The sequence below is a fragment of the Ruegeria sp. HKCCD4315 genome, assembly GCF_013112245.1.
GTDB lineage: Bacteria > Pseudomonadota > Alphaproteobacteria > Rhodobacterales > Rhodobacteraceae > Ruegeria.
The window spans coordinates 3,024,139-3,047,998 of sequence record NZ_WVRN01000001.1 but is presented as its reverse complement, the minus strand read 5'-3'; the positions used below and the strand labels follow the sequence as shown (position 1 = coordinate 3,047,998).

At 58.9% G+C, this 23,860-nt stretch carries 23 protein-coding genes and 1 riboswitch; of the genes, 9 read left to right on the top strand and 14 right to left on the bottom strand.

All coding sequences use genetic code 11. The features are described 5' to 3' along the window. Nucleotides 1-48: 48 nt before the first annotated feature. Nucleotides 49-714 (top strand): tRNA (5-methylaminomethyl-2-thiouridine)(34)-methyltransferase MnmD, encoded by a 666-nt coding sequence (gene mnmD / locus GS646_RS15100; RefSeq protein ID WP_171188688.1) that lies wholly within the window; start codon nucleotides 49-51, stop codon nucleotides 712-714. Then, a complete protein-coding gene (locus tag GS646_RS15095; RefSeq protein ID WP_171095913.1) occupies nucleotides 711-1,580 on the top strand; it encodes a DMT family transporter in 870 nt (289 codons plus the stop codon). Before mnmD ends, GS646_RS15095 begins: the two co-directional genes overlap by 4 nt. On the opposite strand, the gene GS646_RS15090 is transcribed toward GS646_RS15095, so the two are convergent. After that, on the bottom strand, nucleotides 1,554-3,527 hold the full coding sequence (locus GS646_RS15090; RefSeq protein WP_171188690.1) for a lytic transglycosylase domain-containing protein: 1,974 nt from the start codon (nucleotides 3,525-3,527) through the stop codon (nucleotides 1,554-1,556). The two genes, GS646_RS15095 and GS646_RS15090, sit on opposite strands and share 27 nt — an antisense overlap. Nucleotides 3,528-3,661: 134 nt before the next feature. On the opposite strand from GS646_RS15090, the gene dapA reads away from it, so the two are divergent. Then, entirely contained in the window at nucleotides 3,662-4,534 is an 873-nt protein-coding gene (dapA, locus tag GS646_RS15085; protein WP_171095918.1) for a 4-hydroxy-tetrahydrodipicolinate synthase, read from the top strand. A 135-nt stretch (nucleotides 4,535-4,669) separates the two neighbouring features. On the opposite strand, the gene GS646_RS15080 is transcribed toward dapA, so the two are convergent. The 6 genes from GS646_RS15080 to GS646_RS15055 form a co-directional block, all read right to left on the bottom strand. Then, on the bottom strand, nucleotides 4,670-5,557 hold the full coding sequence (locus tag GS646_RS15080) for a DmsC/YnfH family molybdoenzyme membrane anchor subunit (protein WP_171188693.1): 888 nt from the start codon (nucleotides 5,555-5,557) through the stop codon (nucleotides 4,670-4,672). Then, nucleotides 5,557-6,306 carry a 4Fe-4S dicluster domain-containing protein gene (locus GS646_RS15075; protein WP_171095922.1) on the bottom strand — a complete coding sequence of 250 codons (750 nt, stop codon included), beginning with the start codon at nucleotides 6,304-6,306 and terminating at the stop codon, nucleotides 5,557-5,559. The genes GS646_RS15080 and GS646_RS15075 overlap by 1 nt, the downstream gene beginning before the upstream one ends. 109 nt (nucleotides 6,307-6,415) lie before the next feature. Next, the gene (locus tag GS646_RS15070; protein ID WP_171188695.1) at nucleotides 6,416-9,235 is read right to left on the bottom strand and encodes a molybdopterin oxidoreductase family protein; all 2,820 of its coding nucleotides are present in this window, start codon (nucleotides 9,233-9,235) and stop codon (nucleotides 6,416-6,418) included. Nucleotides 9,236-9,325: 90 nt separating this feature from the next. Further along, nucleotides 9,326-10,333 carry a phosphate acetyltransferase gene (pta, locus tag GS646_RS15065; protein ID WP_171648392.1) on the bottom strand — a complete coding sequence of 336 codons (1,008 nt, stop codon included), beginning with the start codon at nucleotides 10,331-10,333 and terminating at the stop codon, nucleotides 9,326-9,328. A 22-nt stretch (nucleotides 10,334-10,355) separates the two neighbouring features. After that, nucleotides 10,356-12,131, bottom strand: a complete 1,776-nt coding sequence (gene xsc / locus GS646_RS15060; protein WP_171095927.1) for a sulfoacetaldehyde acetyltransferase — start codon at nucleotides 12,129-12,131, stop codon at nucleotides 10,356-10,358. 123 nt (nucleotides 12,132-12,254) lie between these two features. Beyond that, the gene (locus GS646_RS15055) at nucleotides 12,255-13,715 is read right to left on the bottom strand and encodes a PLP-dependent aminotransferase family protein (RefSeq protein WP_171648394.1); all 1,461 of its coding nucleotides are present in this window, start codon (nucleotides 13,713-13,715) and stop codon (nucleotides 12,255-12,257) included. 132 nt (nucleotides 13,716-13,847) lie between these two features. On the opposite strand from GS646_RS15055, the gene GS646_RS15050 reads away from it, so the two are divergent. Both GS646_RS15050 and GS646_RS15045 read left to right on the top strand, forming a co-directional pair. After that, nucleotides 13,848-14,156, top strand: a complete 309-nt coding sequence (locus GS646_RS15050) for a helix-turn-helix transcriptional regulator (RefSeq protein ID WP_171095930.1) — start codon at nucleotides 13,848-13,850, stop codon at nucleotides 14,154-14,156. Then, complete coding sequence (locus GS646_RS15045) at nucleotides 14,149-15,180, top strand: permease (RefSeq protein ID WP_171188702.1); 1,032 nt, start codon at nucleotides 14,149-14,151, stop codon at nucleotides 15,178-15,180. The genes GS646_RS15050 and GS646_RS15045 overlap by 8 nt, the downstream gene beginning before the upstream one ends. A gap of 56 nt (nucleotides 15,181-15,236) precedes the next feature. Here GS646_RS15045 and GS646_RS15040 read toward each other — a convergent pair whose 3' ends face one another. Next, the gene (locus GS646_RS15040; protein WP_171188704.1) at nucleotides 15,237-15,626 is read right to left on the bottom strand and encodes a hypothetical protein; all 390 of its coding nucleotides are present in this window, start codon (nucleotides 15,624-15,626) and stop codon (nucleotides 15,237-15,239) included. A 51-nt stretch (nucleotides 15,627-15,677) separates the two neighbouring features. After that, a complete protein-coding gene (locus GS646_RS15035; protein WP_171095938.1) occupies nucleotides 15,678-16,439 on the bottom strand; it encodes a DUF1013 domain-containing protein in 762 nt (253 codons plus the stop codon). Between the two features lie 130 nt (nucleotides 16,440-16,569). On the opposite strand from GS646_RS15035, the gene GS646_RS15030 reads away from it, so the two are divergent. Continuing rightward, nucleotides 16,570-17,211 carry a ribonuclease T2 gene (locus GS646_RS15030; RefSeq protein ID WP_171188706.1) on the top strand — a complete coding sequence of 214 codons (642 nt, stop codon included), beginning with the start codon at nucleotides 16,570-16,572 and terminating at the stop codon, nucleotides 17,209-17,211. On the opposite strand, the gene GS646_RS15025 is transcribed toward GS646_RS15030, so the two are convergent. After that, on the bottom strand, nucleotides 17,208-17,696 hold the full coding sequence (locus GS646_RS15025; RefSeq protein ID WP_171188708.1) for a hypothetical protein: 489 nt from the start codon (nucleotides 17,694-17,696) through the stop codon (nucleotides 17,208-17,210). The two genes, GS646_RS15030 and GS646_RS15025, sit on opposite strands and share 4 nt — an antisense overlap. Nucleotides 17,697-17,902: 206 nt before the next feature. Here GS646_RS15025 and GS646_RS15020 point away from each other — a divergent pair, with 206 nt between their 5' ends. After that, entirely contained in the window at nucleotides 17,903-18,400 is a 498-nt protein-coding gene (locus tag GS646_RS15020) for a lactoylglutathione lyase family protein (RefSeq protein ID WP_171188710.1), read from the top strand. A 69-nt stretch (nucleotides 18,401-18,469) separates the two neighbouring features. Here GS646_RS15020 and recR read toward each other — a convergent pair whose 3' ends face one another. The 3 genes from recR to GS646_RS15005 all read right to left on the bottom strand — a co-directional run bounded on the left by recR (nucleotide 18,470) and on the right by GS646_RS15005 (nucleotide 21,469). Continuing rightward, a complete protein-coding gene (gene recR, locus GS646_RS15015) occupies nucleotides 18,470-19,063 on the bottom strand; it encodes a recombination mediator RecR (protein WP_171648396.1) in 594 nt (197 codons plus the stop codon). 61 nt (nucleotides 19,064-19,124) lie between these two features. Beyond that, nucleotides 19,125-19,478 carry a YbaB/EbfC family nucleoid-associated protein gene (locus GS646_RS15010; protein ID WP_170347293.1) on the bottom strand — a complete coding sequence of 118 codons (354 nt, stop codon included), beginning with the start codon at nucleotides 19,476-19,478 and terminating at the stop codon, nucleotides 19,125-19,127. Nucleotides 19,479-19,705: 227 nt separating this feature from the next. Then, a complete protein-coding gene (locus GS646_RS15005) occupies nucleotides 19,706-21,469 on the bottom strand; it encodes a DNA polymerase III subunit gamma/tau (RefSeq protein WP_171188713.1) in 1,764 nt (587 codons plus the stop codon). A gap of 172 nt (nucleotides 21,470-21,641) precedes the next feature. Between GS646_RS15005 and GS646_RS15000 the strand changes: the two genes are divergently transcribed. After that, complete coding sequence (locus GS646_RS15000; RefSeq protein ID WP_171095953.1) at nucleotides 21,642-22,142, top strand: dual specificity protein phosphatase family protein; 501 nt, start codon at nucleotides 21,642-21,644, stop codon at nucleotides 22,140-22,142. A gap of 2 nt (nucleotides 22,143-22,144) precedes the next feature. On the opposite strand, the gene GS646_RS14995 is transcribed toward GS646_RS15000, so the two are convergent. Then, nucleotides 22,145-22,552, bottom strand: a complete 408-nt coding sequence (locus GS646_RS14995; RefSeq protein ID WP_171188715.1) for a hypothetical protein — start codon at nucleotides 22,550-22,552, stop codon at nucleotides 22,145-22,147. 90 nt (nucleotides 22,553-22,642) lie between these two features. Next, a riboswitch (cobalamin riboswitch) is annotated at nucleotides 22,643-22,865 on the bottom strand. Nucleotides 22,866-22,995: 130 nt separating this feature from the next. Between GS646_RS14995 and GS646_RS14990 the strand changes: the two genes are divergently transcribed. Then, entirely contained in the window at nucleotides 22,996-23,856 is an 861-nt protein-coding gene (locus GS646_RS14990; RefSeq protein ID WP_171095957.1) for a hypothetical protein, read from the top strand. Nucleotides 23,857-23,860: the final 4 nt, after the last annotated feature.

Here is a 23,860-nt window from a genome sequence, read left to right as displayed (position 1 = left end):
TCCCTTTTCCTTGTTCAGTGTCGCGCCGCTTAGCTACAGGATTCCGAGATGGCAGACCAGCGTGCCAAATTGACGTGGACGGAGGATCAGATACCGGTCTCGGATCGTTTCGACGATCCCTATTATTCTTTGCAGAACGGGCTAGAAGAGACGCGCCACGTGTTCCTGGCTGGCAACGATCTACCTGCGCGATTCACACCTGGTTTTCACATCGCCGAACTTGGTTTTGGAACTGGGTTGAACCTGCTGACGGTATGGTCTGAGTGGGAGAAATCCGGCCAAACCGGACCTTTGCGGTTTACCAGTTTCGAAGCTTTCCCAATGGCCACGGAAGATATGCATCATGCGCTGAAGGCGTTTCCCGAGTTGAAACCGTGGAGCAGCCGGTTTCTCGCACACTGGACGGGTCGCGAATGCATGCTCGAAACTCTTCAGTTCGAGGTGATCATTGGTGATGCGCGTGAGACTTTGCCAAAATGGGCCGGAAAGGCGGATGCCTGGTTTCTTGACGGGTTTTCGCCCGCCAAGAACCCGGAACTGTGGGGGGCGGACCTGATGCAAGAGGTTGCAATCCACACCGCGGCAGAGGGGACAGCCGCCACCTATACCGCCGCTGGTTTTGTACGTCGGGGGTTGGAGGATGCTGGTTTCAACGTGATGCGCACGTCCGGCTATGGCCGCAAGCGACATATGACACGGGCAATCAAAGCATGACGCAGAAGAACAATATCGGTGCAGGCATCGCCCTGATGGTGGGTGCCACGATTGTGTTTGCCTTGCAGGACGGTATCTCGCGGCATCTGGCCGGGACCTACAACACCTACATGGTCGTGATGGTCCGCTATTGGTTCTTCGCGGCGTTTGTCATTGCACTGGCGGCACGATCACCCGGTGGGTTGAGGGCAGCCACGCAGACAAATCAGTTGGGTCTGCAAATAACCCGTGGTGTGTTGCTGGCGGCCGAGATCTGTGTCGCCGTCTTTGGGTTCACCATACTCGGTTTGATCGACAGCATGGCTGTCTTCATCTGCTATCCATTGCTTGTTGCCGCGCTAAGCGGGCCGGTATTGGGCGAGCAGGTCGGGTGGCGCCGGTGGAGCGCGATCGGGGTGGGGTGCATTGGCGTTCTGATCATTTTGCAACCAGGTGCGGGCGTATTTAACCCTTGGGCGATCATTCCCCTCATCTCGGCCCTGATGTTTGCAGTCTACGCCCTGCTGACCCGCTATGCCGCCCGGCAGGACAGCACAGCCACCAGTTTTTTCTGGACAGGTGTCGCCGGCTCCGTCGCAATGACTCTGGTCGGAATTTGGTTCTGGGAGCCGATGGTGCCTGCTGACTGGGGCTGGATGGCGCTACTGTGCGTCAGCGGCGCGTCTGGTCACTGGTTGCTGATCAAGTGCTATGAGATGGCCGAGGCGAGCGCGGTGCAACCCTTCGCCTATTTCCATCTGGTCTGGAGCGCGATGCTGGGTATTTCAGTCTTTGGCGAAACGCTGCGCCCTGAAGTTGTGGCAGGCGCAGCGATTGTTGTGGCCGCAGGGCTGTTCACCTTATGGCGCGAACGCCGCCAGAGATGATCCGATCAGTTCTTGTGAGAACGGGATCGGAAGCGCGGGCTGTCCCAGTCGCGCGCGGTAGACAGGCAGGCTTTCGGTCACGCGCATCACGTAGTTGCGGGTTTCGCTGAAAGGTATCGTCTCGATCCAGTCAACGATATCAACTTCGCCGGTGCGCGGGTCTCCAAAACGCTCCATCCACGAGATTGGGCGCCTGGGTCCCGCGTTATACCCGGCGGCCATCATCACCACGTTGCCGTTGAAATCAGCTGCCAGACCCGAAAGATAGTTGGCCCCCAGCTTGGCGTTGTACTGCCAATCCGTGGTAAGCCGTCCCGTCTGGTGGCCACTGAGAATGCCTAACTCACCCGCGACCAGCTTGGCCGTCGCAGGCATCACCTGCATCAGACCGCGCGCGCCCGCGCCACTAATAACGACAGGATCAAACTCGCTTTCGCGCCGCGCAATCGCCAGCGTCATTTCCTTGGCCATCGGTAGGCGCATGTCTGCGACCGGATGCACCGGGTAGTAGGCTGCGGGCAACACCGTGCCCGTGGTTGCCGCCCGCTTGGCGATCATCACCGCCAGGTGTGGCTGTTTCAGCTCGATGACCAGGTCACCAAGTTGATTGGCCTGCACCGGATCAAGGCTTTCGACCAGATGTGTCAGGAACCTCTCGGAGAGGTTGCCCTCTCCGGCCTTCAACAGTAGCAAGCCTGCTTCCAAAACACTGGACTCAGCGAACTCTGCCTGCCGCCAATGCGGTGCGCGGCGTGGATTGGCCAGCTCTGCATCAAACGGCCTGCCGATCCGTTCCGCAGCAAGCAAGCCATAGAACGAAGTCTGGTAATCCGCCCCCATCGCATAAGCGTCATATGCTTTGTCCGCATCACCCTGCGCTGCATACGCGCGTCCAAGCCAGTAACCACCACGCCCTTTCGAAATTGGTGATTTAACCGCGTCGGAAAAATTCTGGAAATGCCTTACGGCGGTTGCAGGGTCATTCAGCTTGCGCAGGGCCAGAAACCCCGCCAGCCACTCCAGATCGGCATAGCCATAGCCCATTTCAGGGGTCATGTGGTGATTGGCGGCCACGTCATATGCGCGTGCAGATCGTCCAGACCGCATCTCAAGCCGTGCCAGGCGGCGGCGCCCTTCGGCCCATTTGTCAGGCTCGCCCAACGCATCCGGCCCTGTTGAACGCGCCAGCATCAGGTCTATGGCGCTGTCGTCCAATTCCTTCTTGTCCCGCCAGACAAAACGGTCAAAGGCAAGCCCGGGCGCATCCATCAGAGATTTCGGGACTGCTGCCACCTTGCCGTCCACACCCGGCTGACGCTTTTGCAATGCGATTCGCGCCTCGGCCAGCTTGCGTTGGTCAGCACTGACCAGCGGCAGCATTTGGCCCGCGCTGACCAGATGACCATCCCACAACATCCGGTCCAGCCGCGCCGCGTGATGTGGTTTCAACAGCTTCGCAAAGTTTTCCAGATACGTCTTTTGTAACCCCGAACCCATCGGCATGGTCCGCCACGCCGTGACAATATCCGCTTCGGCGTCCCCCACGCGTCCTTTTGCTTTTAAGGCGATTGCATAGTTCAGCGCGCCCTCAGCCGTCTGAGGAGGCATGTCAGTGTAGAATTTCAAAACCCTATCCGGGTCAGCGCCGGTAAAGACGGGCTCGCTCTTGCGGCGCAACCATGCCATTCCGGGCCAGTCCGGACGGCGTTCGAGAAACACCAGCACATCGCCCGAGCTGCCGAATCCCTCGCGCAGCCAGTGCCAGACGATGACGTCTCGGGAAACAGAGCCGCGTTGGCCTGAAACCCTCAACGCGGCATTCCAGTCGCCCTTTCGCATTTCATAAAGCCCGGCGCGCAAATCACCAGCGGCATCCGCCCGCGCAAGCTGCGGTGCCGTCACTGAATACACAATCACAGCAATCAAAAGTGCCAGAATGCGTGTCATACCTTGCATTTCCCAACCAACCGAGGATAGAGCCTGTGAGGATAAACCGTGCGTCGCCGGGATCAACTCACAAAGCTGGAAACGTGAGGGACCGAGGCGTAAAAACCGCAAAATGCACCTTAAAGGAGCGTGTCATGTTCAAAGGCTCAATGCCAGCCCTCGTCACCCCGTTCACCAACGGCGAGTTGGACCTGAAGACGCTCAAACACCTTGTGGAGTGGCAGATTGCCGAAGGCTCGACCGGGCTGGTGCCGGTTGGAACCACGGGCGAAAGTCCCACGCTCAGCCACGATGAGCATGAAACGGTTATCGAAGAGGTCGTGAAAACAGCGGCGGGTCGCGTTCCGGTCATCGCCGGTGCCGGATCGAACAATACGGTCGAAGCCGTTCGTTTTGTGCAATTCGCCAAAAAGGTCGGCGCGGATGCAGCGCTGGTTGTCACCCCGTACTACAACAAGCCAACCCAACGCGGCCTGATCGCGCATTTCCAGGCTCTTCACGAAGCTGCGGATATTCCGATCATCATTTACAATATCCCCGGACGGTCCGTTGTTGACATGACACCGGCCACTATGGGTGAGCTTTCCAAGCTGCCACGCATCGTTGGGGTTAAGGACGCAACGGGCGATCTGGCCCGTGTCAGCCAACAGCGCGCGACCTGCGGCGCGGATTTCTGCCAACTGTCTGGTGAAGACGCGACTGCGCTTGGATTCAACGCCCATGGCGGCGTTGGCTGCATCTCGGTCACGGCAAACGTGGCACCCAAATTGTGCGCCGAATTCCAACAGGCCACACTGGCCGGAGACTATGCAAAAGCGCTGGACTATCAGGATAAGCTGATGCCTCTGCACGAGGCCATCTTTATCGAACCGGGTCTTGTCGGTGCCAAATACGCGCTCAGCAAACTGGGCCTTTGCAGCACCGAAGTGCGCTCACCTCTCACCGAGCTTGAGGACGGCACCAAGGCTGCAATCGAGGCCGCAATGGCGCATGCCGGTCTGATCTAAGTCGGACCCGAAATGACAAAAGGGCGGCCTCAAATCCCGAGCGCCGCCCTTTTCATTTGCCGGATCCAATCTTCATCTGTCTAAAAATACCTCGGGGAGATGCGCGGTACGCGCAGCGGGGGCAGAGCCCCCTTCTCACCGTTTCCCGTAGTAAAGCCCAACAACATGCTCTGCCTGCGCAAAGAACAACCAGCGCGACGTTGCTACGCCCGCCAGATGCGACGCCACCGCCAGCAAGGCAAAGAGGTGCTTGATCACGACGCCCGAGACCGGGATCAGGATCAGCAGCAAAGGCAACACAAACGCCAGAACAAAGGAAATGATCCGCAGTTTCTGCACGTGTTTGCGCCCAACCACGTGGACGAATTCGCGCAACAGATAGTTGGTGCCCGTATGCGGCGGCTCGAAGGCGCGCACATCACCGCGGGCGCCCAGCCCAGTGGCGGTGCTCAGCGAAGTGCCGGATCGCGCGAATGCGCCGTCGCCCTTGGCCCAGTAAGCAAGCTGTACTGCCCCGGCAATGGCAAGCAACCAGGGGGCCAGAGTTTCAGCCCCGGACAACAGGGCACCTCCGGCCAAGCTGAAGGACAGGAACAGGATTGGCGTCAGTTCCATGTTCCAGCGCGGGATGGTCTTGAGCTGGGTGTAGATCATCGAGGTGGTAAACACGGTCGCAAGACTGAAAAACGCGCCGAGCCAACCCAGAACTGTCCAATGGCTGCCCAGAAAAACTGCGCCGAATGCATAAAGCCCCATGACCACCAGGGCCGCCACGGCACAGACCCCTTCTCGGCTGAGCCAGCTCGATTTCCATTGGCTGAACGCCTTCCAGGCGCGTTCGGGGTGGCCCAAATGGAAGGTTGAGGCCAGCAAACCACCCACTGCCAGCGCATATGCGATGACGTAAAATACGAATGCCACAAAGCCTGTCACCGCAGGCTGGCCAAGCCCGAGGAAAAACAGCAAGCCGAATCCCAACCCGGACAAAGTGGTGAAGATAATAACGGACGGTGCGGGATGCATCAGAGTTTCTCCAACGTCTTGTCGAGCCAGCCGAGGAACCCCTTGGGTTCTTCAGCGACCGGTGCCAGCAGGGGGGCCAAAATGTCGATCTGGTCCTCAACCGTGTCCTTGGGGCGTGGCGGCAGGTATTTATTGACGGGTTTGGTGCCCATTTCAGGCATCAGGTCCATACCGCCCCGATCTGCGACGAGTTTGCTGACATCGCTGTCAGGGTCGCCCAAATCGCCAAAGTGCCGCGCGCCGGCCGGGCAGGTGCGCACGCATGAGGGCACACGATCTACCTCGGGCAGGTTTTCGTTGTAGATACGGTCGACACAGAGAGTACATTTTTTCATGACGCCTTCTGCTGCATCCAGCTCCCGGGCACCGTATGGACAGGACCAGGCGCAAAGACCGCAGCCAATACAGTCGCTTTCATTAACCAACACGATACCGTCTTCGATGCGTTTATAGCTGGCGCCGGTTGGGCAGACAGTGACACAGGGAGCATCTTCGCAATGCAGGCAAGATTTCGGGAAGTGTATCAGTTGAGCGTGACCCTGTTCCGGCTGTACCTCATAGGAATGTACGCGGTTCAAGAAGGTGCCGGACGGGTTGCCACCGTAGGCGTCTTGGTCCGACAGAGGCGCGCCGTAGTTTTCCGTGTTCCATCCTTTGCAAGAGATCACGCAGGCGTGGCAACCGACACAGGTGTCCAGGTCGATGACCAGACCCATTTTACGTTCGGTGGATTGGGGGAGCTGGGTCATGTCAGGGAACCTCGGCAGTTATGGGCGGGGGAGGGGGCCAGCCCCCTCTTGAGCCTTTGGCTCAATTCACCCCCGAGATATTTTTGGCCAGATGAAGAACGGATCCGGGTCATTTGCCGACCTTCCATGCGATATCTTTCGGGCCGGTGCCAACGGGCGATTTGATCGGCTCAAATTCGGGTTGGCTTTCGGTATCTGTCGGAGGGGCGGCTTTTTCGATTTTGACCTTGAGGTCGAACCATGCAGCCTGACCAGTCACCGGGTCAGAGTTGGCCCACCGCATCCCGTCGCCTTTGGGCGGCAGCAGTTCGTGGATCAGGTGGTTGAGGAGGAAGCCTTTGGTGGCTTCTGGCGCGTCCTCTTGCAGAGCCCACGCGCCTTTTCGTTTACCAATGGCGTTCCAGGTCCAGACGGTGTTGTCGTTCAGTGCGGCCATTTCCATGACGGGCACGGTGATTTCTCCGTGCGGAGAGGTGACCTTGGCCCAATCGCCATCGCTCAGCCCATGTTCCCGCATCAGTTTGGTTGGGACGTAGAGCGGGTTGCGTCCGTGCAGCTGGCGCAGCCAGGCGTTCTGAGTGCCCCAGCTGTGGTACATCGCCATCGGGCGCTGGGTCAGTGCGTTGACTGTAAAGCCTTCGTTGCCCTGCTGGTCGGGTTCATACCAGATCGGCAGCGGGTCCATCGTGTTTTTGATCCGCTGGCGCAGGTGATCCGGCGGCTGGCGGTCACCATGCCCTTCTGCGGCCAGTTGGAACTTGCGCATAGGCTCGGAATAAAGTTGGAACAGGTATGGCTGCGGGCTGTCATAGAGCCCCATGCCAACAGCCCATTCCTGATAGGCCGCGTTCCAGGGTTTGTAGTAATCCGCGCCTTCGGGGATGTGCGCGACGTAGAAACCACCGTTTTCGATATAGCGGTTCAGCTGGTCGGGATTGACCTCTCCACGCCCTTCCATGTCGCCGTTTTCACCGCGGAACCCGGCAAGCGGGCCAATACCCGGCTTGCGCTGGTGGTTCACGATATAGTCGGCGTAGTCTTTCCACTTGGGCGTCCCGTCTTCGTTGGTGAAGCCCGGCAGGCTCATGCGATTGGCGAGTTCGATCAGAACCGACTGGAAGCCGCGCACGTCGCGGTCAGGCTCAATCACCGGCCAGCGGATCGCGTCGGCGGCGGCGTCGGCCTCGCAAATCGGGCGGTCAAGCAGCGAGATACAGTCGTGCCGTTCCAGATAGGTGGTGTCAGGCAGGATCAGGTCAGCATAAGCCACCATTTCCGAGGAGTAGGCGTCGGAATAAATGATATGTGGTATGACGTATTTGCCGTCTTCGTTGCGCGCCGTCAGCATCTCCATCACACCTTTGGTGTTCATGGAGGAGTTCCACGACATGTTCGCCATGTACATGAACAGCGTGTCGATCTTGTAAGGATCACCAGCTGCGGCATTCGAGATCACCATGTGCATCAGCCCGTGGGCGGACATTGGGTTTTCCCAGGTAAAGGCTTTGTCGATACGCTGCGCCGTGCCGCAATCGTCAATCAGTAGGTCCTCTGGCCCACGTGGGAAGCCTAGGTGGGGCCCTTCCAGCGGGCGACCAGGACGGCGGTCGCCGTGGGGGGTGGGGTGCGCCTCGACCGGTTTGGGGTAGGGCGGTTTGAAGCGGAAGCCGCCGGGGACCTCGACCGTGCCCAATAGGATTTGCAGCACATGCAGTGAGCGACACGTTTGAAACCCGTTGGCGTGGGCCGAGATACCACGCATGGCGTGGAAGCTGACCGGGCGGCCAATCATTTTGGAGTGTGTCTCGCCCCGGAAGTCGGTCCATTCTTGATCCAGCTCGATGGCTTCGTCAAAGGCAACACGGGCGATTTCCGCCGCGATGGCGCGGATGCGTTTGGCCGGGATGCCGCAGCGCTCGGCCACAGCTTCGGGGGCGTGGTCGTCGCTCAGGTATTTCTCGGCCATCAGGTGGAAGACGGGTCGATGCGTGACGCCGTCTTTTTCATAGGTTGCCGCCAAGTCTGGGCGGACGCCGGGTTTGTTGAACGCGGTGGGTTCGCCGGTCGCACGATCTATCACTAGCGGCTTGCCGTCGGCGTCGCGCAGGAACAGGCCCTTTTCAGGCCCCTCCGCAGCATTCACCAGCACTGGCGCGTTGGTGTAGCGGCTAAGATAATCGAGATCGATTTTTCCTGCTTTCATCAGCACGTGGATCAGAGACAGAATGAACAGACCATCCGTGCCCGGCGTAATCCCGACCCAGTCGTCTGCCACGGCGTTATAGCCGGATCGGATCGGGTTCACACCGATCACCCGCGCGCCGCGTGCCTTGATTTTGCCGATACCCATCTTGATTGGGTTGCTGTCGTGATCTTCGGCCACACCAAACAGCATGAACAGCTTTGTATGATCCCAATCGGGCTGGCCGAACTCCCAGAAAGCGCCACCCATGGTGTAGATGCCGCCCGCAGCCATGTTAACCGAACAGAACCCGCCATGGGCTGCATAGTTCGGGGTGCCGAAGTTTTGCGCCCAGAAGGACGTGAAGCTTTGACTTTGGTCTCGGCCAGTAAAGAAGGCAAGTTTTTGCGGGGCGGTCTCGTGCAGTTCATTCAGCCAGCCAACGGCGGTGCTGATCGCTTCATCCCACTCGATTTCGCGAAACTCGCCCGAGCCGCGCGGGCCGACCCGGCGCAGCGGTTTGCGCAGGCGTGACGGGGCATTGACCTGCATGATCCCGGCGCTGCCCTTGGCGCACAAAACACCTTTGTTTACAGGGTGGTCGCGGTTGCCTTCGATATAGGCAACCTTGCCATCTTTCATGTGTACGTTGATGCCGCAACGGCAGGCGCACATATAGCACGTGGTCTTGCGAACCTCGTCCGAAACCTTCGGAGACGTATCAAGGATCGGCTGCTGATGGGTCATTGGCGGGTCCTGTCGGTTATGTCGGGATGAATGTGTCAGTTTCTTCCCGATTTGAGAACACTGTTCCGAGAAACGGTGTGAAAGAGTGCATTACGTTTTGCTGGCTTGCAGGGCGGTCACGGCGATCATTTGGGTTACATCTTCGGCGCTACAGCCGCGCGACAGGTCGTTGGCCGGCTGGGCCAGTCCCTGAAGCACGGGGCCAATTGCGGTATAGCCACCCAGCCGTTGGGTGATCTTGTAGCCGATATTGCCCGCGTCGAGATTTGGGAAAATCATTACGTTGGCTTGACCGGCGACGGATGAACCGGGGGATTTGCGGTCGCCCACCGAAGGGACAAAAGCGGCGTCAAACTGCAACTCTCCGTCGACAGACAGATCAGGTGCTGTCTGACGCAAGGTGTCAGTGGCTTCGATCACCTTGTCCACGTCCGTGTGTTTGGCGCTGCCTTTGGTCGAAAAGCTGAGCATCGCGATCTTGGGTTCGACCTGCAGAAGAGTTTTTGCCGAAGCGGCCGAGGCGATGGCGATTTTGCTCAACTCAGAGGCAGACGGGTTGATGACCAGACCGCAGTCTGAATAAAGCATCGCCCGCGCACCGGGTTGGGCGTTTTCAGGCGGGTACATCAGAAAAAAAGACGACACCATTCCGGCATCTGGGGCCATTCCGATCACTTGGATAGCCGCGCGGACGATGTCGCCGGTTATGTGAACCGCGCCGCCTACCGTGCCGGTGGCGCGCCCGCTGCGTACCAGCATGGCGGCGTAGACTGGCGCTGATTCAACGGCAGCGCGGGCTTTGGTCAGATCCACGCCCTTGTGCTGACGAAGTTCGAAGAACCTCTGGGCAAACTCCTCGGTCAGGTCCGAGATCTTGGGGTCATGCACAGCGATGCCCGGCGAAGGCACCGCCCCTTGATCTTTCAGGGCGGCTTCGACTTCGGCTTGCGGGCCGACCAGGATTACGTCGGCCAGATCGGCCTTGTGGGCGGCAAGCGCCCCCGCAACAACACGGGGATCACTGCCTTCGCATAAAGAAATAACAGGGCGGATGGCCGGAGCGTTCTGCCGCAACAGCTCAATGGGTGTCAGGGTCATTCGCTCCGGCCTCGTCCTTTGTTTATACGGCTTGCTCGCGCATGTCGTCAGCCGAAACGCCCGCAACTGCGACAGGCTTTTTCATCGCGTCGCGGCGGAAGGGTTCACCCAGTTCCTGATTGATCATGGCTTCGATCAGGGTGGTGATGCCGTTCTTCTGATCCTCGATCGCCTGGTTCAACGCTGCGGTCAATTCGTCCTGCGTGCGGGCGATAACACCCTTCAGGCCGCAGGCATTTGCGATACCGGCGTATGACACTTTGGTGTCCAGCTCGGTGCCGACGAAGTTGTCATCGAACCACAGGGTCGAGTTGCGCTTTTCCGCGCCCCACTGGTAGTTGCGGAAGACGATCTGAGTTACGGCGGGCCATTCTTCGCGGCCAATTGCAGTCAGTTCGTTCACGGCGATACCAAAGGCACCGTCACCGGCGAAGCCGACAACCGGAACGTCCGGCTGGCCGATTTTCGCACCCACGATGGCGGGCAGGCCATAGCCGCAGGGGCCGAACAGGCCGGGGGCCAGATATTTGCGGCCTTCCTCGAAGGACGGATAGGCGTTGCCGATGGCGCAGTTGTTGCCGATGTCGGACGAGATGATCGCCTCTTTCGGCAGCGCGGACTGGATTGCGCGCCATGCCATGCGTGGGCTCATCCAGTCGGGCTTTGCGGCACGTGCACGTTCGTTCCAGCTGGTGCCCGGATCGTCATCTTCGTGATCCATGCTCGAAAGCTGCTGCGCCCAAGCGGATTTCTTTTGCGCGATCTTGGCTTTGCGGTCCGCGCGGCCCTCGTCACCCGCGGTGTCCGACAGCTGGGCCAGAATCCCGTTTGCGACCTTGGCCGCATCACCGACGATGCCGACGCTGACTTTCTTGGTCAGACCGATGCGGTCGGGGTTGATGTCGACCTGGATGATTTTTGCATCGGCAGGCCAGTATTCCATGCCGTATCCGGGCAGGGTCGAGAACGGGTTCAGACGGGTGCCCAGGCACAGAACCACATCGGCCTCGCTGATCAGCTCCATCCCGGCTTTCGAACCGTTGTAGCCCAGCGGACCGGCGAACAGTGGGTGCGAGCCGGGGAAGGCGTCGTTGTGCTGGTAGCCAACGCAGACCGGCGCATCCAGACGCTCGGCCAGGGCCTTCGACGCGTCGATGCCGCCTTCGGCCAGAACCACACCGGCACCGTTCAGTATGACAGGGTTTTTGGCGTTCGACAGCAACTCGGCCGCCTGCGACACAGCGGTTTCACCGCCCGAGGGGCGCTCGAATTCGACAATAGCAGGCAGATCAACGTCGATAACTTGGGTCCACATATCGCGGGGTATGTTCAACTGAGCCGGACCGCTGGCGCGTTTGGCCTGCATGATCACGCGGTTCAGAACCTCGCAGACGCGGGACGGGTCACGAACCTCTTCCTGATAGGCAACCATGTCTTCGAACAGCTTCATCTGCTCGACTTCCTGGAACCCACCCTGTCCGATGGTTTTGTTCGCCGCCTGCGGGGTCACCAGCAGCAGCGGGGTGTGGTTCCAGTAGGCGGTTTTGACAGCGGTCACGAAGTTGGTGATGCCAGGGCCGTTTTGCGCGATCATCATCGACATCTTGCCGGTGGCCCGGGTATAGCCATCGGCCATCATGCCGGCGCTGCCTTCATGGGCGCAGTCCCAGAACATGATTCCAGCTTTTGGGAACAGATCCGAGATCGGCATCATCGCCGAGCCAATGATACCGAACGCATGTTCGATCCCGTGCATCTGCAGAACCTTAACAAAGGCTTCTTCGGTCGTCATCTTCATGTGAGTGCTCTCCAAACAAGTGGGTGAAGCCGGGCAAAGAGCCCGGGGTTTGATACGGTTTTGGCGTATGGGTGCGGCTGGCGTTAGGGCCAAAACGAAACCCAAATTAGGTCCAGATGCCGCTCAGGTAGTTCGAATGGCGTCTGCAATCAATTTTACACCTGGTGCAATGCGGTCGGTCGAAATGGAGGAGTAACCGAGGCGGTAGTAATTCTGTGGCCTGTTCGGACCAGAGAAAAACGGGGCACCAGGTTCAATGTGAACGCCCTGGGTCTGCAACCTCAATGCCAGTTGGGTTGTGTCGATATGCTCGGGCGCAGACATCCACATTGATGAGCCGCCAATCACGCCGCGCCCGGCCACGGTCAGTCCGCTTTCTTCTATGGCGGAATCCATTGCATCGCGCCGTTCTTGCAGGGCTTTCGACATACGCCGGATTTGCGCGTCGTAATGGCCCAGTGAAAGGAAATACGCAGCCGTACGCTGAATGTGCCCGGGTGGGTGGCGCAGAACCAATGACCGAAGCGCGCGTGCCTCTCGGATAAAGGGCTCAGAGCCAACCATGTATCCAAGCCGCAAACCGGGGAACAGCGACTTGGAAAAACTGCCGACGTAAATCACGCGTCCATCCCGATCCATAGACTTGAGTGCCGGAGACGGCGCACCCCGAAAGGCCATTTCGAACTCGTAGTCATCCTCGACAACCATTGCATCCAATTCGCGTGCTCGATCCAGCAGTTGATTGCGGCGCGCGATAGGCATTGTCGCCGTCGTCGGGCTTTGATGGCTGGGGGTGGTAAAGATAACGTCAGCGTCGTCTGGGATCGTCTCGGGTGGCAGTCCGTTCTGATCGACGCTCAAGGGCGTCACCGCGCAGTCCCAATGGTTCAGCAGGCTCCGCAGCGCGTAATAGCAGGGGTCTTCGATCACTGCAGATCGATTGTGAGTCAGCAAAATGCGCGACGCCAGCCAGAGAGCGTTCTGCGCGCCCAAAGTGATCAGAATCTCTTCGGGGCGGGCTGCAATGCCGCGTCTGGGCAGAGTGTGGCGGGCGATGAACTCGATCAGAAGTGGATCATCCTGATCCACGTAGTCCCCCGTTAGCGAATCGAAGTCCTTGTGTCCCAACGCGCGCACGGCGCACAAGCGCCAGTTAGCGTGATCAAACAATGACCGGTCGGCCTGACCGTAGATGAACGGATAGCGGTAATCGCGCCAGTCGCTGGGTTTTGGCAGAACGTCACTGTCCAGAAAGCGACGGGCCAACGCTTTGTCCCAGTCAACGGATTCTGTGCCGCGCTGGACAGGCGAGTATTTCGGTGGAACGGGCGCGTTATGCGAAACATAGTACCCAGATCGCCCCTTGGCCGTCAGGTAATCATTCGCCAGCAATTCGGTATAGGCCAACGTGACGGTAATCCGGCTGACGCCCAGATGTGCGGCCAGTTTTCGCGATGATGGCAGTTTCTCTCCAACGTGAAAGCGGCCCGACAGAATGCCCTCGGCAATCATCTGCTGGATTTGGGCCTGCAGCGTGCCCTGACCGTTGAGTTCTAGAAAGAATGTATCGACCGAAATCCCCATGCCTGCTTATAGGTTGGACTTAAAGGGCGTGCAATCTGGACTTACGCAATCTGGGCGTATTTCAACGACCCGGTTGACTGGGAAACGTTATTAAACTAAATAACCAGAAATCTAGTTTAATGGAGGCGACTCATGTGGGAAGCTGCTGCTGCCGGATTTTCTGCGATGGGCTCGGAGGCCCGGCTGAAAGTCCTCAAGACCTTGGTTCGGGCTGGTGAGGCCGGTTTGACGGTTGGCGAGATTCAAAACCGGACGGGCATTGCTCCGTCGACTTTGGCGCATCACCTGCGGTTTCTTGCGGCCGGTGGTGTGGTTGAACAGGAAAAGATTGGTCGGACCACGATCAACCGAGCTTGTTACGACGAATTGAGAAACCTGGCGCAGTTCATTCTCAGCGAATGCTGCGCCGATGAAGTTGGAAAGGCCGCGAACGATGGCTGAGTTGACACAAAACCCGCGCGTGACGGCCAAGGGGGTGCTGGACCTGATCAAGACGCCTTGGGCGCTGATCGTCGTGATCCTTGTCGCGGTAGCCGTTCTGGACCCCGGCAATCTGCGTGAGGTGGTAACGTTTGCCGCAAAGGCTTTAGCCCATACAGGGCAATACATCCTGTTTGCCGTGCTGTTGCTGTCGTACCTAAAGGCGACCGGAGCAGAAGTGATGGTGGCGCGCGCCTTTGAGGGGCGCGAGACCCGAATGATCTTTCTGGCCGCGTTGTTCGGTGGATTGGCTCCGTTCTGTTCCTGTGAGGTCATTCCCTTTATCGCGGGCCTTCTGGCGCTTGGCGCGCCGCTGTCTGCGGTCATGGCGTTCTGGCTCAGCTCACCCTTGATCGACCCGCCGACGCTTTTGATTACGGCTGGCGCGCTGGGGTGGCCTTTTGCCATCGGCAAAGCGGTCGCGGCGGTCGCACTTGGCCTGTTCGGAGGCTTCGCGGTTCGGCTGCTGATGCGCCAGGGTGCGTTTGCCCAACCGTTGCGCGCGTACAAACCCGCCGGGTGCTGCGGATGTGGGCCGAAACTGGACGACAAGCCGGTCTGGAAATTCTGGCAGGAGCCCGAGCGCCGCGCTCGGTTCCGCTCGGAATTCGTGCACAACGGTTTGTTCCTGTTGAAATGGCTGGCTCTGGCCTATGTACTCGAAGCCCTGTTGGTCAACTACGTGCCTGCCGACCTGATCGCTGGCGCGGTGGGTGGAGAAGGTGTGCTGCCCATCGTTGTCGCTGCCTTAGTGGGTATGCCTGCTTATCTGAACTCCTACGTGGCACCACCGCTGTTGGCTGGATTGATGGAACAAGGAATGACTGCGGGTGCCGCCATGTCTTTCATGGTCGCTGGTGCCGTCAGTTCCATCCCGGCAATGGCCGCCGTCTGGTCGCTGGTCAAACCCCGTGTGTTTGCAACCTATTTGGGCCTTGGTGTGGGCGGAGCAATTATCGCGGGCATCATCTTTCAGATGGTGTGACTAAAAAAGCCACCCGGTGTCAGCGTCGGGTGGCTTTGCGTCTAGGTGTTAGCCAATTAACTGCCTTCGCACAGGCTTGGCAGTTTGAACCGGTACCGCGCCTCACCAGATTCGACATAAACGCGTTTCTCGATGCAAGCTGTGGTGCCTACGGTCTGGGAAATGGGCGACTCGGTCGACGTGATTGAAGTTGCCGAACCATCGGGCAGCCGGACCGAGGCGATAACACCGTTCCTGAGATCACCATTGACCGGGGTCGCCGACAGCACTGGAACGGTCAGGAAAGCTTCGTGCTCGTGTTTGCCCTCATCCCCCAGCAGATAGAGGGTTGTGACGATGGCAATCATCACAGCGCCACCGGCCAATCCAAGACCCCATGTTTTCACAAAGGCATAGATCGAAACGGCGCGGTGCGGGCCAAAGATCGCTGATAGAATGCTTAGCATGACAAGTCCGTCAAAAAAGTCCCAGCCGTTCCGACCGGGGCTGATTCTACGTTACGGGCGAAGATCGTCTTCGTCTTCGTCATCCGCCCCGCCTTTGGGCAGATTGAAGAAGCTGTCGGCGTCGATGATCGCCTCTTCGTCTTTTTCTTCTGCTGGCTCGTCGGACAGCGAGAAGGTTTCGAGCCCTTCGATGGCCGTCGGGATTTTCGGCGCGGCATCCATTTCCAGAGACTGTTCCGTCGAGACCAGTTTGCGACGCTCATCATCGCTCATCACACCGCCTTCGGCCGCTTTCTTTGCGGCTGCTTTCTGAACGGCTGTGTCCAGCTCGGACTGCTTGCAAAGGCCCAGAGCAACCGGATCGATGGGTTGCATGTTGGTGATGTTCCAGTGGGTACGCTCGCGGATCGACTGGATTGTCGGTTTCGTGGTGCCCACCAGCTTGGCAATCTGGCCATCGCTGAGTTCGGGGTGGAACTTGACCAGCCACAGGATCGAGTTCGGACGGTCCTGACGCTTGGACAGCGGGGTGTAACGCGGACCACGGCGTTTTTCTTCGCCAGCGGCCGAAGGATTGAACTTGAGCTTCAGCTTGTGAAGCGGGTTGTTCTGCGCCGCGTCGATTTCGTCCTGGGTCAATTGGTTGTTGGCAATCGGGTCAAAGCCTTTGACGCCTGCAGCCACATCACCATCAGCGATGCCCTGCACTTCCAACTCGTGCATTCCTACGAAATCCGCGATCTGCTTGAAGCTGATCGTGGTGTTGTCCACCAGCCATACGGCGGTTGCCTTGGCCATAAGCGGTTTTGCCATCAGCCCGTCTCCTATACATACATCTGTCCCGTCGCCGGAATTCGGCGGCCCCGGGGATTTGGGGCAGGTTTCCGTTGTCGGGGAACTTGGGGCCTATATAGTCGCGGCACGGCAAGAAGGGAAGAGGCGAATGCGCCAAGGTATTTCAGGGCTGGTATTGTGGATCTTCAGCGCGGTTGCCGCGCTGGCCGAAGGCGAAAAGGCCGGAGAGTTCGATTACTATGTTTTGTCGCTCAGCTGGTCGCCCAACTGGTGTGCCCGCGAAGGCGACGCGCGCGGGTCCGATCAGTGCGATGCGCGGCATGACCACGGTTGGATTTTGCATGGCCTGTGGCCACAGTTCCATCAAGGCTGGCCGTCGTATTGCAGAACGCCCGAAGCACCGCCGACCCGACGCATGACGCGTGAAATGGAAGATATTCAGGGCAGTGCGGGCTTGGCCTGGCACCAGTGGAAGAAACACGGCACCTGTTCCGGGCTGTCGGCAGCCGACTATTTCGCGCTGTCCCGGCGCACCTATGACGCGGTTGAGCGCCCGGAGGTCTTCCGCAAGCTGGACGCATCCGTGAAGTTACCCGCCGAAGTGGTCGAAGAAGCGTTTCTGAAGGCCAATCCCGAACTAGAGCGCGATATGATCACCGTCACGTGCAAGCAAGGCTATATCGAAGAAGTCCGCCTGTGCCTGTCACGCGACCTTGACCCCGTGCCTTGTAGCCGCGACGTGATCCGCGACTGCACCGCCAAGGACGCATTGTTCGATCCGATTCGTTAAAGCTTCTTGTTCTGGCAGTCGCGGGCATAGTCCAGTGCTTTGGCGGTTCCTTTGAGGTCGATGGCCATGACGACCTCCCCAGCCGGATTGTAGACGGTCATTGTCTTGTTCTGGGCGATTGCGTCGACGAAGCTTCGGTCGGTGAAGAAGACAGTCGCGCCCGGCACGTCGCGCTCGTTGAACCCGATGGCCGTGGCATCATAGCTTTTGCCGTCCAGATCAAAGCGGATCGAATAGCTCTCACCCTGTTTAATGTCGCCCCACGCCTTGTTGTAGACCGCGAAATAGCCGCGATTACCCAGCGCGTCATAGCCCAGCCGCACGACCGAGAGGTCCTGGTACACCGTCTGGATCAGGCATCCGTTACCAAGCGCGGGGTCCATCATGATGTTCCAGCCTTCGACGAAGCCCTTGTCGACAAGTTCCTGCGACAGGGCGGCAGTTGCGGTGAAGGTGGCGAAGGTGAGGGCGAGAAGGCGGGTCATAACGTATTCCAATCAAAGGGATCAAGTCTGAGGCATTCTACTACGCGCGTACGGAAGGCAAAGGCCCTTTTGCTTTTTAGCGACCTTTTTGACTCCGGGTCTTGATCCATGCGCAAGGGTGAACCCTGCTATGATGGCTTGGGAAGCAACTTGAAAACCGATCGCTGACCAATAGTTTTACGACTCAGCAGTTTAAGGAGCATTAGATGTCTCAGTTTCCAAGGACTTTTTCACATATCGGGTTGTCTGTTCCAAACGTGGACGAAGCCGTAAAGTTCTATTCCGAGGTCTTGGGGTTTTACGTCATCATGCCGCCCACGGACGTGGTGGAGGATGGCTCGGACATTGGGGTCATGTGCACGGATGTTTTCGGCCCGGACTGGAGGAAATTGCGTATCGCACATCTCGCGACAGCGGACCGGATTGGAATTGAACTTTTTGAGTTTGACGGGAATTACGCGCCCGAAAACAACATCGATTTCCGCAGAAATGGAACGTTTCACTTTTGCATTCAGGACCCCGATGTCGAAGGTCTGGTCGAGAAGATTGTGCAGGCTGGTGGAAAACAGCGCATGCCGATCCGGCACTATTACCCCGGAGAAAAGCCTTACCGCATGGTCTATGTTGAAGACCCATTTGGTATCGTATTCGAACTCTACAGCCACTCGTATGAGCTGACCTACTCGTCTGGTGCTTACACCTGAAGCCTGCGAGCATGCTTTGATAAGCGTTGGGGCGACAATGCAGTTGTCGCCCTGGTCCAATACGGCCCGCTATATTTCCTTTCGCGCCCTTAGCGCGGCGGTGATCGTCCCGTCATCCAGATAATCCAATTCTCCGCCAATCGGCACGCCCTGCGCTAGTGAGGTCAGGCGAACCTGTCCTTCCAACTGATCAGCAATGTAATGCGCCGTGGTCTGGCCATCGACGGTGGCATTCAGCGCAAGGATGATCTCGGTAATCCCCTCGGCCATCACTCGGTCTTTGAGGCGGGGAATGCTCAACTCGTCCGGGCCAACCCCGTCCAGCGCCGACAGCGTGCCACCCAGAACGTGATAGCGGCCTTTGAAGACGCCCGCGCGCTCCATCGCCCAGAGGTCGGCCACGTCTTCGACCACGCAGAGCTCTCCGGTTGCACGGTCTTCGCTGTTGCAGATGTCACAGATATCGGTGGTGCCCACGTTCCCGCAGTTCAGGCATTCGCGGGCGGTCACGGCGACTTGCTGCATGGCATCAGACAAAGGTGTCAGCAGCAAAGCGCGTTTTCGGATCAGGTGCAGCACAGCGCGACGGGCCGAACGCGGGCCGAGGCCGGGCAGTTTGGCCATCAGGTCGATCAGGTTGTCGATGTCGCTGTTCGAACTCATGGCCTGTCCTGTCTTGCGCCGGAGGGAGCCTCCGGCGGGAGTATTTCAAAAAAGATGAAGCTCAGAACGGCAGCTTGATGTCTGCGGGCAAGCCCATGCTTTCGGTCAGTTTGGCCATTTCTTCCTGCGAACGTTCAGCGGCTTTGGTTTGGGCATCCTTGATGGCCGCCAGGATCAGGTCTTCGACCACTTCCTTGTCGTCACCGTTGAAGATCGACGGATCAATATCCAGACCTTTCAGTTCGCCTTTGGCGGTTGCAGTCGCCTTGACCAGTCCAGCCCCGGATTCACCGACAACCATCATGTTGTTCAGCTCTTCCTGCATTTCGGTCATCTTGGTTTGCAGGTCCTGCGCGGATTTCATCATCTTGGCCATGTCACCCAGACCGCCAAGCCCGCCGAGTCCTTTCAGCATAGTATTCTCCTGTATCTCTGCTTGGGTTCTAAATACGGGCCGCAGCCGCGTGGCACAAGGGTTCCCGCGTTTGACGGTGAGGTCTTTGGAAACGCGCCTCCCTTTGTCGCGCAGTGGCAGGTTGCGCGTTATGTGAAGGCAAGGATTGGGTTTGCCGCACGGGCTTTGCCGAGACTTAGATTTTGGAACCGGGTGATCACGGTAACCTCAATAGACGCGTCACCGGCTCAATCCTCTTCGAACGGGTCCCACTCATCCTCGACTTCGGGCAGCGCCTCGGTCTCGACTTGGGCGGCGCGCTGTTCCGGTGTCTCGATCTTTGTGATCCTGGCCCTGGGAAATTGAGCCAGTACAGCCTGAACCAGCGGGTGTTGTTCGGCTTCGGCTTTCAAAGCCAGTTCGGCCTTGTCCCGAATTTCAGCAATTGTCGGCGCATCCCCGTTCGAGACGATCGAGACAGCCCACCGGTTTCCGGTCCAGCGTTGCAGGGCCGAACCCAGCCTGGGCGCAAGGTCTGTCGGTGCCTGCGTGGCTGGGGTGAATTCGATCCGACCGGGTTGGTAAGATACAAGCCGCACTCCGTTTTCCACTTCGACCAGAAGCTTCACGTCGCGGTTGGCGCGGATCAGTTCGACCACGTGCTCAAAGGTCGGGTAACGGGCCAGGGCGGTCTGAACATCCAGAGCCAACGCGGCAACGGGAGCGCCGCTTGAGCCGCGTGGGGCCGAGGCGTATGTGGATGCGGGGGTGGCGCTGGCCTGCGCGGGTGTTGCACCCTGCCGAGACATCGAGGTGCCGCCGCCAGGTCCACCTGCCGGAGGCGCTGGAGTGTCCTGCAGCCGCTTGACCAGTTCTTCAGGGCTGGGCAGATCAGCAACGTGGGTCAGGCGAATAACGGCCATCTCAGCGGCCATCATCGCGTTTGGCGCGGCTGAAACTTCTTCGAGCGCTTTCAGCAACATCTGCCACATCCGGGTCAAAACGCGCATCGGCAGGGCCTCTGCCATGTGCTGGCCACGGCTCCGTTCGTCAGGCGAAACGGTTGGGTCTTCGGCGGCGTCGGGCGTAATTTTGACGACGGACACCCAATGGGTGATTTCGGCCAGATCGCGTAAGACGGCCAGCGGGTCTGCGCCCTCAGCGTATTGCCCGCTGAGTTCCGTCAGCGCACCCGCCGCGTTGCCCCGCAGGATCATGTCCATCAGGTCCAGAACGCGGCCACGGTCCGCAAGGCCCAGCATTGCGCGGACCTGCTCGGCAGTGGTTTCACCCGCCCCGTGCGAAATCGCCTGATCCAGCAGCGAGGTTGCATCCCGTGCCGATCCTTCCGCGGCACGTGTGATCAGCGCCAGCGCGTCATCGGCGATTTGGGCATCTTCGGCGGTTGCGATCTTTTGCAGAAGCCCGATCATATCTTCGGGCTCGATCCGGCGCAGATCAAAGCGCTGACAGCGGGACAGAACCGTGACCGGCACTTTGCGGATTTCGGTTGTTGCGAAGATAAACTTCACATGTTCAGGCGGTTCCTCGAGCGTCTTGAGCAGCGCGTTGAAAGCGCTGGTCGAGAGCATGTGGACCTCGTCGATGATGTAGATCTTGTAACGCGCGCTGGCGGCGCGATAGCGGACACTGTCGATTATTTCGCGAATGTCATTCACACCGGTTCGGCTGGCGGCGTCCATCTCCATCACATCGACATGGCGGCCTTCCATGATCGCCACGCAATGTTCGCATTGCCCGCAAGGCTCGGTCGTCGGGCCGCCATTGCCGTCGGGGCCGATGCAGTTCATACCCTTGGCGATGATCCGCGCGGTGGTGGTTTTGCCGGTGCCGCGAATGCCGGTCATGATGAAAGCCTGCGCAATCCGGTCCGCTTCGAATGCGTTTTTCAGGGTGCGCACCATGGCGTCCTGACCCACCAGATCGGCAAAGGTTTCCGGGCGATATTTGCGGGCGAGAACCTGATAGGCGGGGCTGGGCGTGTCGGTCATGTTTTCTCGGTCGGATTCGGTGCTTCGGCTCAGCGTAGTGGCCGCTGCCTTCCGCGTCCACTGCGAGGCGCGATGATTTTTGATTTAGATTCCGACCGGATTCGCACTAAGCTGTTCCAACAAAATTTAAGACTCATTTTTGTAAAGAGTTCCTGGTGGAGGACACACGTTCATGTCGCAGCTGGTTATCTATGCCCTGCAAGTCGCAGGAGGAACGCTGGCCCTGACGTCTATACCCGGACATGGCGGGGACTATGAGACGGATCTGGATACGATTGCCGCGTGGAAGCCGGGGATTGTCATTTCAATGACAACGGATGTCGAGATGCTTCAGCACGGGGCGCAGGATTTTGGCAGCGATATTCAAAGCCGCGCCAGCCGGTGGGTGCATCTGCCGATCGAAGACTTTGGCGCACCAACGGCGGCGGTTGAAGAGGCGTGGCCAGAAGTTAGCGCCGCCGCCCGGCATGCCCTGGCTGGAGGAGGCCGAGTGCTGGTGCATTGTCGGGGCGGCTGTGGCAGGTCGGGGATGGTTGTCCTGCGTCTGATGGTCGAGTGCGGCGAACGGGCTGACAAGGCGCTGGAGCGTCTGCGCTCGCTGCGCCCCTGTGCTGTGGAAACAGACGCGCAGCTGGCTTGGGCGGCCCGGGTTTCCCCGGCGCAGGTGGTGTGACCTCAGGCCGAAAGCTGTTCGGGTGCGTGTACGGTTTTCCGGGGCCGTAGCGTTGCAACCTCGATCATCGCGCAGGGTGGGTTTGCAATGATGCCAGATGGCAGAGTGCGGAACGTGTTTCCAAAAATCAGATCAGCATAGAGGTTCAGGTCCTCAATTGCTGCGTTGGGCTGCGTGTCACAAAACACGCGAACACTGTCTGATTGTGCCTGGAAAATTGCCTGACACCCTTTTGTGCAATGTGAAAGCTCACTACTACCGTCAAACTCGAAGTCGTCGCCTGTGGCAGCCGAAGCTTGTGTCATGGCCTCGGAGATCGAGCGCGCCAGCCGCGCCAGGGCGGGGCAGGTTTTGCCCGTCCGCTGACATACCGTTGCGCTGTATTCATGCGTCTTTGTCTTCCAGATCATCCTGCGCCCTCCGCGCGTGGTGGACAGAAGGATCGGGTCAGGTGGGACAGCGAAGTGCAGTCAGGACCTGCCCGGACACCCCGCCCGAGTTTCGGTTTCAGTTTCGATGGCAGGTCTCCTGACTTGCGGGTCATGGCTTTGCCGACCTTCCCAGCCCTCGGGGCCAGTGGCGTTTCGGCTTTGCTCACCGCTTACAGTTGCGGGGGCAGTCGCGGCATTGGTTAGCGTCCGGATGACCAGACGGAACCGCACCGTGTTCCCTTTTCATCCCGACCCCTTGTGGGGGACAGGAACCATCACACAATCGCTAGCGTCTGATCCGGTTCCGAGTCAAGCGGATCTTTGTCCCCGACGTTTGGTCATGCTGGATGGGTAAAAACTTCCCGCGTAGAGTTTCAATTATTGAAGTAAGAAACTTTGTCTTCGGCGCAGGGTCAGGGATCATGTTGGATACAGAACAGACGGTTTTGACCGAAGAGTTCCTCTTTCCGTCCGGGTCATCAACCCTTTCAGCGCGCTTGTACCGACCGTTGTCGGAACCCGGCACAGTGGTTGTGCTGAACAGTGCCACAGGCGTGCCACGCGACTATTATCGCCACTTCGCACGTTGGCTGGCCGCTGAGCGCGGCATGGCGTGCCTAACCTATGATTACCGGGACTTCGGGCACTCTTTGACCGGCCGCATGAAGGATGCACGTGCGACAATGGCCGATTGGGCCTTGATCGATATGCCGGCGGCGCGGGCGGAAATGCGCAGGCGTTTTCCCGGTGCACAACAATGGACGATTGGTCATTCTGTAGGTGCCATGCTGGGACCCGTACAGCCCGATATCGACAAAATCGACCGGATGATTTGTGTGTGTTCTGGGCTTGTGACCCTGAACGATCACCCATGGCCCTACCGTGGATTGGCCGGGGTGTTCTGGTATGGGCACGCCCCATTGCTGGTCAAAGCGCTTGGGTATTTACCCGGAAAGGCAATCGGTTTTGGTGCGGATTTGCCGGCATCGGTCTACTGGCAATGGCGTAAATGGTGCACCGCTCCTTCGAGTTACATGCCCGAGATCGGAGCCGGGTTGCCTGATGCGCGTTGGACAGAAACTGAAAAACCGGTGGATCTGTTTACTTTTGAAGATGACCAGATGGTCCCACCCGAGGCGGTATGGCGGCTTGCCGATCTCTATGGCCCCAAGGCCAAACGACATCTGCTGAAACCTGCTGAATTTGGGTTATCTGAAGTTGGGCATATTGGGGCTTTTGCTCGTCGTAACGCGGCCCTTTGGCCACGCTTTGTCGACATCTGAACAC